The organism is Bacillus sp. SRB_331 (assembly GCF_003264175.1).
GTDB classification, from domain to species: domain Bacteria; phylum Bacillota; class Bacilli; order Bacillales; family Bacillaceae_G; genus Bacillus_A; species Bacillus_A mycoides.
In genome coordinates this window covers 110463-122092 of sequence record NZ_NADV01000009.1, presented here as the reverse complement: position 1 = coordinate 122092, position 11630 = coordinate 110463, and the positions used below count along the sequence as shown (strand labels likewise).

The following is an 11630-nucleotide window of genomic DNA, read 5'->3' as shown; positions in this document are numbered from 1 at the left end:
TCCCCTTTTCTTGTTTCTTATAAAATTTCATAACCCGGTAATGTTAAAAACGGCATGAACTCGTTATTACGAACAAGGTTTGTAAACAGTTTTGTAGCTTCTTCAAATCTCCCCTTATTAAATGCTTCCTTACCAATCTCTCTTTCTATTTTTGCTAGTTCTTCTTCTTTCAATTCTTCCATTAATTTAAAAGTGATATTACGGCCATCACTTAGCTTTCCACCCTCATGACGAATCCACTGCCATACTTGTGCTCTTGATATTTCTGCTGTTGCTGCATCTTCCATTAAGTTATAAATTGGAGCTGCTCCCCGCCCGCTTAACCAAGATGCAATATATTGAATACCGACGTTAATATTCGTGCGAAGACCACCTTCTGTAATCGTTCCCATCGGTACTTCTAATAAATCCTTTTCTGTTACACGTATTTCTTCACGCTTTCTAAAAATTTGATTTGGCGTTTTCATTATGTGATTAAATACTTCCATTGCAACCGGTACAAGTCCCGGGTGGGCAACCCAAGTCCCATCATGACCGTCTAAAGCTTCGCGCTCCTTATCAGCACGCACTTTCTCGAAAGCTGCCTCATTTGCTTCTGGATCATTTTTAATTGGGATTTGCGCCGCCATCCCTCCGATTGCTGGCGCATTACGGCGATGACACGTTTGAATAACTTTCAAAGAATACGCGCGCATAAACGGCGCTGTCATCGTGACTTGCGCTCTATCTGGAAGTAAAAATTCATTATGATTACGGAAGCTCTTTAAGAAACTAAATATATAATCCCATCGTCCGCAGTTTAAACCAGCAGAATGATCTCTTAGTTCATACAAAATTTCATCCATTTCAAATGAAGCGTGAATCGTTTCTATTAACACAGTCGCTTTAATCGTTCCGTTCGGAATACCGATATACTTTTGAGCGAATACGAAAACGTCATTCCATAATCTTGCCTCTAAGTAACTTTCCATTTTCGGTAAGTAAAAGTATGGGCCACTTCCTTTTGCTAAAAGCGTCTTCGCATTATGGAAAAAGTACAAACCAAAATCTATTAAACTGCCAGACATGTTCTTGCCGTCAACTTGCATATGTTTTTCTTCTAAATGCCACCCTCTCGGACGCACAATTAATACAGCTGTTTTACTATTTAAACGATATTCTTTTCCGTTTTCATTTTTATGTGAGATCGTTCCCTTACTCGCATCTCGTAAGTTAATTTGACCTTCGACAGCATTTCTCCAAGTTGGTGCATTCGAATCTTCAAAGTCTGCCATAAAAAGATGTGCTCCTGAATTTAAAGCGTTAATGACCATCTTTCTATCCACCGGTCCAGTAATCTCCACGCGGCGATCCTCTAAATCTTTCGGAAGCTGGGCGATTGTCCAATCCCCTTCACGTATATGCTTTGTTTCTTCTAAAAACGTAGGAAACTCCCCTGCATCAATTCTTTTTTGTTTCTCCACACGCTTTTGTAAAAGTTCCGTGCGGCGTTCATTGAAATTTTCATGCAGCTCCTTTAAAAAACTAAGCGCCTCAGGTGTCAATATTTCGTTGTACGCTGGTAACATTTCTCCAACGAGTGTAACCCGTGAAGTTTGCGTCGACATATTAGCATCCCCCTCTTAAACTGTCTTATAACAGATTTGATTTTATGTTTTATATTATATAACAAATCTTCGGAAAAGGAAGTTTTTTTTGAAAATTTAATCACTTTTTTTTACAAAACTGTATTCTTCCACCGGCATTACACATAAAAAAGAAGCCAGTGTTATACAACACCGGCTCCTTTTTTATTATTTATTCAAACATTGAGTTAAATAAGAACTGTGCATATTGTTCACGTGTTACTTTCATGTTCGGAGCGAAGTTACCCTTTCCATCTCCTACTGAAATACCATTTGAACCTACTGCATTAATCGCATTTTCTGCCCAATGTCCCTTTGGTACATCTTTAAATCCTGCTGGTCCTTGTACCTGTAACCCAAATGCTCTCGTAAGAACTTGCGCCATTTCTGCACGTGTTAACGTAGCTTTTGGTCTGAAGTTTCCATTCTCGTCACCTGTAAAGATACCTAATTCTGTTACTGCTAAAACTTCAAAAGGAAACATCGTTGAGTTGTCATCAACAATATCATTATACGGGCTTTCTAATACCTCATCTTCACCAAATTGTTCATCAAGATCTAGTGCGCGATAAATTAAAGCGGCTACTTGTTCACGATTTACGTTATGTCCAAAACCGAACACACCATTTCCGTAACCAAGCATAATTTCATGTTCTGCTAAAGTTTGAATTGCTTCATAAGACCAATGCCCTTTCGGTACATCTTTAAATGTAACAGGAGCAGCTTGTTGTTGTTTCACAGCTACTTCAGCATTTGCTGTAGTACCTTGTCCGCTCAATCCAATTCCACCCATAATTGTTAAAGCTGTTGCTACTTTTAAAATCTTTTTCTTCACTGTATTCTCTCCCTAAAAAAAACATATTTTTTTCTAATATAAAGAATTTATGGAAAAGTAACAATACACTTATCCATATAATGTTTGTCTAATTTGTGAACTGTATTTCACATACTTATCTTTATACTTAATTAACAATAAAGTTACTAAACCGTACTTTTTACTCATAAAAAGTAACTATAATTAACCTGTTTTTTCCATAAATACTAACCACCGAACTATGAACAGCAGAATAAATATACAGATAAACAATTTAAAATAAGAAAAAAGCGCGTAATTCCCGCGCTTTTTTTAAAAGAAATATGATATATTAATATAATTTTATTTTTCTTGTACTATATTTTTAAAAACTTCCGTTTCATGTTATTCATCTTTCAAATTAAAATTAATAATAGCTTTATTTAAAAATGTTGCATATTGCTCACGTGTTACAACTTTATTTGGTTCAAACTTTCCATTCCCTGTTCCTACTATGACATTATTAGCTTGCAGAGCACTAATTGCATTTTTTGCCCAGTAATTATTTGGTACATCTTTAAATGTATGCTGTTGCTTCGCTTCAAAGGAATATGTCTGTGTAAGAACTTGCGCTACCTCTGCACGTGTTATTGTTTCTCTAGGTCTAAATTTCCCCTTCTCATCACCTTTAAAAATACCGCGCTCTGTTAATGCTAAAATTTCATTTGGAAACATTGTTGATCTTTCAGAAATATCCTTATAAGGATTTTTTAATGGGCCTTCATGTTTTATATTAAGTGCGCGATACAGTATTGCCGCCACTTGTTCACGGGTTACATTATCACCTACACCAAACTTTCCATTTCCATAACCTAGCATAACTTTATGATACGCCACTTCTATAATATATTCATATGCCCAATGGTCTACTGGAACATCATCAAATACAATCATTTCTGGATATTCTTCTGCTTTTATATTAGGAACATTTGCGCTTACCAATACTCCACCCATAATAGTCGCTGCCGCCATTATACGGAACATTTTTTTCTTCATTGTCCTCTCTCCTTCATTTCCTCTTTATTAAAAGTGGAAAATAATAGACTAAATTCTTTTCCCATATTACATATGCTGCATTTGCAAACCGTATGTAATATATTTCATTTTTAACATCTATTATTTTGAAGATTACTAGGTGAGCCAATTCGCTCTCAATTCCAATTGGTATTCTGAATTGCATGCAAATCATTTGAAGAAATATTCTTATCTTTGCGCTCTAGTTTCTCTGTTTGATTTTCAAAAAGGATAAACAAAAGCTTTTGCAAAGATGTTATATATACAATATTCTACTATCTACTAATCAAGTCCTTCACTTATAAAAATTTCACTTTATAGACAAAAAAAGCGCAAATATCATATTTGCGCTTTTTTCGAGCTTCATAGATTAATCGTTTGCGTAGAATCTATGAAGTGCATTATTTAAGAACTTCGCAAACTGTTCACGGGTTACAAGTTTTTAAATAAACCATTACCCGTTTCAACTATAGCTTTATTAGACTGTAAGGCGCTAATCAAATCTTTAGCCCAATGATTTTCTGGTATGTCATTTCACTTTTCATACAAAAGGTACAAATATGATCTATTTGCATTTTTACTACATAATAATGTAGCTCTTATTTATTCCATTTTCCCTGGCGAATTATCAATTGCCTTTTTTAAGAATTTCGCAAATTGCCCGCGTGTTACAAGCATTTCAGGTTCAAATTTCCCAGCGCCTGTTCCTGCTACAACGTTATTAGATTGCAGCGCACTAATCGCATCTCTTGCCCAATAATCCTCTGATACGTCTATAAATGTATGATGTCGTTTTGCTTTCAGATTATATGCTTTTACCAAAATTTGCGCTAGTTCCGCACGAGTTAACGTATCTTTTGGACGGAAGTTCTGATTTTCGTCTCCTTTAAAAATACCGATCTTTGTTAAGTGTAAAATTTCATAAGGAAACATTGTTGATTTCCCGTCAATATCTCCATATGGATTTTCAATATGTACATTTCGTTTCAAATCTAGTGCGCGATACAGTACTGCTGCTGCTTGTTCACGGGTTACATTATCTTCTACACCAAATTTCCCATTTCCGTAGCCATACATAATCCGGTGATATACTAAATTCATAATTTCATTATAAGCCCAATGATCATTTGCTAAATCATCAAATTCTAGCATAATATCAGGTGGAGGTGGAGATTGTTGAATTCCATCTGTATTTGCTGAAACAATATTACCGCTAACAAATATCCCCCCTATTAAAGTTAATGATGTCGCTATCTTTAATAACTTTTTCATCTCTCCCATCCGCCTCTTCCTTTATTTTCCTACTTTTATATTGTACAAAAAATAAGAAAATTCCCAATACGATAGGAGGTAATTTTTCACACTTCATAATACGTATTTTCTTTTACCACTACTTTTTCATCCCTCGTTTTTCGAAAAGTAAACGCCATTCCTACAAATATAAGAATAATCCCTACAATTTGCATACTAGTCGGTCTAAAACCGGTAAAGATCGTATCTAACAAAATTGCAACAGCAGGATCTAAAAACACTAATACAGAAATAAGTCTCGTCGATAAATCTCTTAAACTGTCAAAAAATAAGTAATATACAAATCCCGTATGTATAAGTCCTGTCGCTGTGATCATCATCCAGTTCATCTCTGTTAATCCTTGAAACTTCCCGAAGTCTACGAATGGTAGCAATAAAAATATACCCAAAAAAGTTTGTAAAAATGTCATCGCATATGCACTCGTATGCTTAATTCCTTTTCCGAGCAACGTTGTAAATGCATAAAATAAAGCTGCAAGAAGCGCCCACACCATTCCAGACGACATAAGTTTCTCAAGCGACATACTTCCATCTACCCCAGCTACTAAAACTGTACCGATGAAACATATGGTAATGGACAGAACCGCAAATGCTGTTAACCTCTCTTTAAATACAATACTACCAATCATTAATACGATGATCGGTGCAAGATGATATACAGAAATCGCAATTGTAATCGACATGAGTTCAAACGCTTTAAATAAAAACACCCAGTTAAAAACGAGAAATACACCACAAGCTAATATTTGTATGGTTTCTTTTCTGTTCCATTTCTCACTTTTGTATTGCCCTGTTACGAACCAACATAATGCTAAAAATAAAGTCGCACAAATACAACGAACGAATACTAATTCAAAAGACGGTAAACCTGTCTGCACAGAAAAGAATCCAATCGATCCGAAAATAGACATCGAAAGGATCATTTTTATAGCCGGCATTGATTTTGAATGAAACAAAATATTAACCTCCTAAATATTTAACTGAATATTCTACGTATTATACACTATAATTTTCCAAAACTCGAATCATCCACAATAAAAAGAAGCAGTACACTACTGCTTCTTCTGTTTTTCATATTGTTCAAACGTATGAATTCTTTCGAAAATTGGCGGATGTGTGTATAAGAAAAATTTCACTAACGCAGGTGGATTTACTTGGCTTAAACTTGTTTTTGATAAGTATTGAAAAGTTTTCACACCTGAATTTCCATCTTTCGTCATATCTAAAGCGTATTGATCTGCCGCTCGTTCTTCTATACGAGAAACGTAGTTTGTTGCTGGTTGTGACGCAAAGGATAGTACAGAAGAAATTAAGAAAAATAAAGGTAAAATCGAGAAACATGCCATTTTGGAAATTTGCAGCGTATCTCCCCATTTTCGAATACACATATTTAAAATACGACTAATTAAATACATACCTATAAACGATATGAAAATATAACTCGCAACGCCCCAATATATATGTTTCATTACGTAATGTCCCATTTCATGGGCCATAATAAATAAAATCTCTTTATCTTTTAATTGCTGAAGTGTTGTATCCCACATTACAATACGAAGGTTTTTTCCAATTCCTGTTACATATGCATTTAACGCATTCGTTTTTTCCGACATATTTACTTCATATACATGTTCAGATGGAATATCAGCTTTATCTGCGATCGCTAAAATTTTCGTTTCTAATTCCTTATTTTTCAGCGTTGAAAAATCATTATAAAGTGGATCAATTACAACAGGTTGCACAAACGTTAAGAAAATCGTAAACGGAACAGAGAGCGCCCATCCTGCTAGCCACCATCTCTTCGGGAATTTACGGATGAGCCATAACAAAACCGTAACAATGAGTAACATAGTCGCATAGTTCACCCAAAAATCGATGACATGATCTTTTATCCAGCTTTGTGTGCTTTGCGTAGATATTCCGTAATCAACGGACACTTTACGCCCGATCCATTGCATCGGTAATGCAAGAACTGTTGTTAGTAGTGATAAATAAAAGAAATAAATCGCAACTTGTAAGACATTTATTTTGGTCGTTTCCTTCGACCATTTCTCAAACTTTTTTGAAATACCGAGCACGAGTACAAATAATAAAATAATCCATTCAAGAGGCGTCGCTAAAAAGAACAGTAAATTTTTCACACGCGAATAATCTTGACTTAGCGTAAGCTCCCTCGCATTCATAAAAGTTTCTGGATCTGCACTCGTTCCTTTATACATGTCCGGAATGAGTTCATGATTCCATCCAAATAAATACCAATATATAAGTAACGCAAACCCAACGTACAAAAAAAGCGACCACCCAATAACTTTCCTCACGCTATTCCCTCCTCTATGCTGCCTGTCTATTATTATTGTAAGTTCGTACTTTCAAAATTAGAACAAGCTAATCGTGATAATTGTTCTAGCTCGTTCAATTTACATAAAAAAACTCTTCTATTACAAGAAGAGTTTCACCGGCTCATAATCTGGTATAAGAAATGTACTTACAAACCAGTGCCTTTTACATATCGTATATATTCATAGTCCTTAAAATCCTTCTTAAGGAAGTACATCTATTAACAAACTAAAATCTTGCAAAGAAAAAGAACTATATTTCATAATACCTTGTACAGTTAGAAGTAAAATAAGACCCATCACACACATATAATTAATACTTTCTTCATGCTTTTTCTCAGCAACTACTCCGCCCGTTATACATAAAATCCCTAATAAATGGAGCGCTAAATACATAAAAAAGTAAGCTTCCTCCCAGCGAAGAACAACATTTACTGTCGTAATCAATACTAAACTCAGTACAATCAAATAAAAAAACTTATTTGACGATATTGTTTCATTCATATAATTTTATACATCCCTTTCAAATTTCGAATTAATAATGATTTAGTTTTCATAAAGTGAAACTTTAATCAGTGGGGGTTTTGTTCATCCCCACTGATTATTAGTTGAACCAATCGGGCGTTTACGGACAGTTAATGCGGGATAAAATAAAAGTCCCCATCACTTTCTCAAACATTTTATGAGCCCTAACATAATTCACTTCATTTTTTACATACTGTCTGAAGATGCGCTTCATCATTTCTTCTATAATAAAGCTGACTATTATTAATGTCCCTAACACGATAAAAAGAAAAATAATATTTCCTGTATCATTATTGATGGAAAAGTACTTGTATCTAATAGAAGTACAATAATCTATCATTTCCTTCAATATTTTCTCAAACATCTTCTCTACCTTACTTATCTCCTGCTATACTCGAAAAGCTCTTTTCCTTCTCCGCATATATAACAGGCACTTCTTTACTCCAATATTTGCGATTCACAAATAAAAAGATGAGCACTAAGTTTAATCCTGTCATAAAAATAATTAATCCTGGAAAGAATTTCGTATAGTTCGAAAAATCGGCAAAACTCATTATCTTTTCTCTACTTACTAAAAAAGAAGAACTAAGCACAAGCGCATTGTTTAACATATGAATAGCAATTGGCATGAGTAAGCTTTTCGTACGAATATATACAATTGATAGTACGATGCTAAACACAACTGCACCAAGGAAATCAACATGTAAGCAAGCAAATAAAAGTGCTACAACGACCATTGCTATACTAGTACCCCATTTTGCTGCAAAACGCTGCAGTAAAAACCCTCGAAAAACAAACTCTCCGACAATAGGCGCGATAAATACAACCCTAATAAATTGAAATACATATCCCCCGGTACTATCTATAATCGGTTCATGCAAGGCATTCATAATAAAATCTGGTGTAATCCATGCAAAGCTGTACATATATAAAATAAGATAGCCGTAACTAAACATACAAAGCATAATCGCGATGTACAAAACTTGCACTAGGTTAAATGTTTCGTTTCTATTAATAAATAATGAAAATGAAACACGATGCTTTCTATATCCGTAAAAAAGCCATATTATTGGAAGGATATAAAATATAAGCATATTTATAAAAGATGAATTCTGTATATGAAATGTATTTTCTAGCACTTCATTACTACTTCGTGCTATTAAAATTAGTAATGCAAATACAATTAAAAAATATCTAGCTCGCATCGTTTGAAACGGATTCACATTCATCTCCTCCCCATGTTACTTTTATCATATCATTTGAATCTTAATTTTTTGTGAAAGAAAACCTTAAAATTTCCTTAAAAATTCCATAAGTTACAAAAAGATGATATGATATTCGAGGAAATTAGGAGGGATTCATATGTATCACGCAAATATTCTACTCATTGATGATGAAACAGCAATTTTACAATTACTAACTACCATTCTTGAAAAAGAAGGTTTTTCTCATATTACAACTGCAACATCTGCGGAAATAGCCTTATCTCTCACCGAGCAAAACAATTACGATTTAATTATTTTAGATGTAATGCTTCCTGGACAATCCGGTTTTGACATTTGTCCAATCCTTCGCCAAAAAACGGATTGCCCTATCTTCTTCCTAACAGCAAAAACATCTGATGTAGATAAAATTTCCGGATTTTCATACGGTGCGGATGATTACATTACGAAACCATTTAATCCACTAGAAGTAGTCGCTCGTATGAAAGCTCAACTCCGAAGACATATGAAACAAAACATACAAGAACAAAGAATATACTCCTTTTCTTTTGGGAGATTTGAAATTGATCAACATTCTGCGGAACTAACAGTAGATGGAAACGTTGTCGAATGTTCCGCTCAACTCTTTCAACTACTACTATTCTTTTGTGAGAATCCGAACTACGTATTTTCGAAGGAAGAATTATATGAAAAAGTTTGGGGAGCACCTGCCTATAATGGAGATGATAATACTGTTATGGTTCACATTCGAAAACTACGTGAAAAAATTGAACAAGATCCAAGTAAACCAGAATACATAAAAACAGTTCGTGGACTTGGCTATAAGTTCATTACAAAGTAGGTTAAAGATATGAATTTTAATAAACGACTTATAATCCAGTTTATTTTACAACACGTTTTTGTCTTAGTTACGTTACTTATCGCAGTAATTGCTTCTTTTTCTTATTTAATTTTTCTTCTTAATAGTACTTTATATGAACCTAATATTTCTGATTATGATACCTTTACAATCTCCGAATATATTTCTTCTGAAGACAATAACATTACTTTAAAATCTGAGGTAAAAGATTTAATAACAGAAAAGAGTGATTGGCTTCAAATTGTAGATGAAGATGGAAAGGTCCTTTACAACTTTAATACGCCTAACGATGTTCCGACCTCTTACACAAAGACATCCTTACTTACGTATTTACAGAATAGTAACAACAATATTTATAAATTTAACTATTGGGAAATTAAATTAGAAAAGAAACCAGTGATCGTTATTTACGGTGCCAAACTAAAAAGTAATGCATTACTAAAAACGATACAACAAGGACACCCTTCTTTATCATTAAATGAATTTGCATTAACTGAACAAGAAAAACAATTACTTTCTAAAGAAAAAGCAACACTGCAAATATTTAATAACAATGGCGAAGAAGTTTTTTCCTATCCAACTGGGAAGAAAAAAACATTTTCGGCTATAAAAACGGCTCTTAATGAAAAAGAACCGTGGAATTATAAAGAAAATACATCTAGTTTTTACGATTCAAATAGCGGTCATCTCGTCGTTGTATCCGCCCCAAACGCTCATTATTATCCAGATGATGAATTAGATGATATATTTACCAAGAAACTTCTAATCGGATGCAGCTTAATCCTCCTTATTGTGTTTGCTTATTTAGTCATTCTTTCAATTTGGTATGGAAATAAGTTTGGAAAGCCTTTATTACACACGATGCGCTGGCTTAAAAACATAGCCGGAGGAAAATATGAAGAACCTGTTAGTAAAAAAGGCAAACCTGTTCGGTTTCGGCGCTCCGGTAAAGAAAAATGGTCGTTCCGCATATTTAAAGATGTTACAAACTCACTAGAGCACCTTTCTATTACTTTGAAAAAGAACGATGCAATGAGAAAAGTACTGCAACAAACACGTGAAGAGTGGATTAGCGGCCTGACGCATGATCTAAAAACACCGCTTAGCTCTATATACGGCTATGCATTATTACTAGAATCGAAGCAATATAATTGGACTGATCAAGACATTCAACAATTTGGCCATGTAATGAAAGAAAAATCTCAATATATGACTACATTAATTGACGACTTAAGCTTAACATATCAATTAAAAAATGATACTCTTCCTGCGCAACACGTAAATGTTGAAATTAATCAGTTCGTCCGAAAAGTACTATTACAATTTATTAATAACCCGACACTACAAAATCAAAACATTGAATTCGTGCCAAGTTCAAGCAAAATCCAATATTTTATTGAAGAAAAATGGTTCCAACGTATTATCGAAAACCTACTCGCAAACGCTGTAAAACATAATAATGAAACGACAAACGTAATCGTAAAACTTTCGCAAAATGCAAATTCATTTACACTATCTATTTCAGATAATGGAAAAGGTATGGATGATAAAACGAAAGAACTTCTATTCGAGCGATATTACAGAGGAACGAATACAGAAGAAAGCAACATCGGAACTGGACTTGGTCTCGCCATTACAAAACAGCTCGTTCATGCCCATAACGGAACGATTTTCATTGATAGTGAAGTTGGAAAAGGAACGACGATTATACTTGTGTTTCCATTTAGTTCGTAGGAAAAGGTGCTTTTATAAAGCACCTTTCTCTTTTCGGAGCAGCGCGCTAGTAAATGAAATTATATCGACTTAACTATAAAATACAACAATAGTAGCAACCTATTAATAAAAGAAGACCGTCCAAAAATACCTTTTGAACGGTCTTTCTTT

Annotated in this window: 11 protein-coding genes; 2 read left to right on the top strand and 9 right to left on the bottom strand. The window is 34.2% G+C overall.

Annotated elements, in window-relative coordinates; translation table 11 throughout:
* Positions 1 to 17 precede the first annotated feature (17 nt).
* From aceB to B5P42_RS08195, 9 genes are all read right to left on the bottom strand, one after another.
* Positions 18 to 1607 (bottom strand): malate synthase A, encoded by a 1590-nt coding sequence (gene aceB, locus B5P42_RS08245; protein ID WP_113734001.1) that lies wholly within the window; start codon positions 1605 to 1607, stop codon positions 18 to 20.
* 190 nt (positions 1608 to 1797) lie between these two features.
* The gene (locus B5P42_RS08240; RefSeq protein ID WP_002188723.1) at positions 1798 to 2460 is read right to left on the bottom strand and encodes an S-layer homology domain-containing protein; all 663 of its coding nucleotides are present in this window, start codon (positions 2458 to 2460) and stop codon (positions 1798 to 1800) included.
* A 363-nt stretch (positions 2461 to 2823) separates the two neighbouring features.
* Positions 2824 to 3474, bottom strand: a complete 651-nt coding sequence (locus tag B5P42_RS08235; protein ID WP_113734000.1) for an S-layer homology domain-containing protein — start codon at positions 3472 to 3474, stop codon at positions 2824 to 2826.
* Between the two features lie 621 nt (positions 3475 to 4095).
* Entirely contained in the window at positions 4096 to 4773 is a 678-nt protein-coding gene (locus tag B5P42_RS08220) for an S-layer homology domain-containing protein (RefSeq protein ID WP_113733999.1), read from the bottom strand.
* Between the two features lie 77 nt (positions 4774 to 4850).
* Positions 4851 to 5759 (bottom strand): DMT family transporter, encoded by a 909-nt coding sequence (locus B5P42_RS08215; RefSeq protein ID WP_060749466.1) that lies wholly within the window; start codon positions 5757 to 5759, stop codon positions 4851 to 4853.
* Between the two features lie 96 nt (positions 5760 to 5855).
* Entirely contained in the window at positions 5856 to 7121 is a 1266-nt protein-coding gene (locus B5P42_RS08210) for a M48 family metallopeptidase (protein ID WP_113733998.1), read from the bottom strand.
* 222 nt (positions 7122 to 7343) lie between these two features.
* A complete protein-coding gene (locus B5P42_RS08205; RefSeq protein WP_001006056.1) occupies positions 7344 to 7643 on the bottom strand; it encodes a hypothetical protein in 300 nt (99 codons plus the stop codon).
* 121 nt (positions 7644 to 7764) lie between these two features.
* Positions 7765 to 8028 carry a malate synthase gene (locus B5P42_RS33100; RefSeq protein WP_113733997.1) on the bottom strand — a complete coding sequence of 88 codons (264 nt, stop codon included), beginning with the start codon at positions 8026 to 8028 and terminating at the stop codon, positions 7765 to 7767.
* A gap of 10 nt (positions 8029 to 8038) precedes the next feature.
* Positions 8039 to 8887, bottom strand: coding sequence for a CPBP family intramembrane glutamic endopeptidase (locus B5P42_RS08195; protein WP_113733996.1), 849 nt, complete (start codon positions 8885 to 8887; stop codon positions 8039 to 8041).
* 139 nt (positions 8888 to 9026) lie between these two features.
* Between B5P42_RS08195 and B5P42_RS08190 the strand changes: the two genes are divergently transcribed.
* Positions 9027 to 9728 carry a response regulator transcription factor gene (locus tag B5P42_RS08190; protein WP_002011226.1) on the top strand — a complete coding sequence of 234 codons (702 nt, stop codon included), beginning with the start codon at positions 9027 to 9029 and terminating at the stop codon, positions 9726 to 9728.
* 9 nt (positions 9729 to 9737) lie between these two features.
* Positions 9738 to 11480: an ATP-binding response regulator gene (locus B5P42_RS08185; RefSeq protein WP_113733995.1), complete on the top strand. Its 1743-nt coding sequence runs from the start codon at positions 9738 to 9740 to the stop codon at positions 11478 to 11480.
* Positions 11481 to 11630 lie beyond the last annotated feature (150 nt).

Excerpts from the sequence above, each read along its gene's own strand:
- aceB (WP_113734001.1), bottom strand. The coding sequence starts at position 1,607 with ATGTCGACGCAAACTTCACGGGTTACACTCGTTGGAGAAATGTTACCA.
- B5P42_RS08235 (WP_113734000.1), bottom strand. The coding sequence starts at position 3,474 with ATGAAGAAAAAAATGTTCCGTATAATGGCGGCAGCGACTATTATGGGT.
- B5P42_RS08220 (WP_113733999.1), bottom strand. The coding sequence starts at position 4,773 with ATGGGAGAGATGAAAAAGTTATTAAAGATAGCGACATCATTAACTTTA.
- B5P42_RS08205 (WP_001006056.1), bottom strand. The coding sequence starts at position 7,643 with ATGAATGAAACAATATCGTCAAATAAGTTTTTTTATTTGATTGTACTG.
- B5P42_RS33100 (WP_113733997.1), bottom strand. The coding sequence starts at position 8,028 with ATGTTTGAGAAAATATTGAAGGAAATGATAGATTATTGTACTTCTATT.
- B5P42_RS08190 (WP_002011226.1), top strand. The coding sequence starts at position 9,027 with ATGTATCACGCAAATATTCTACTCATTGATGATGAAACAGCAATTTTA.
- B5P42_RS08185 (WP_113733995.1), top strand. The coding sequence starts at position 9,738 with ATGAATTTTAATAAACGACTTATAATCCAGTTTATTTTACAACACGTT.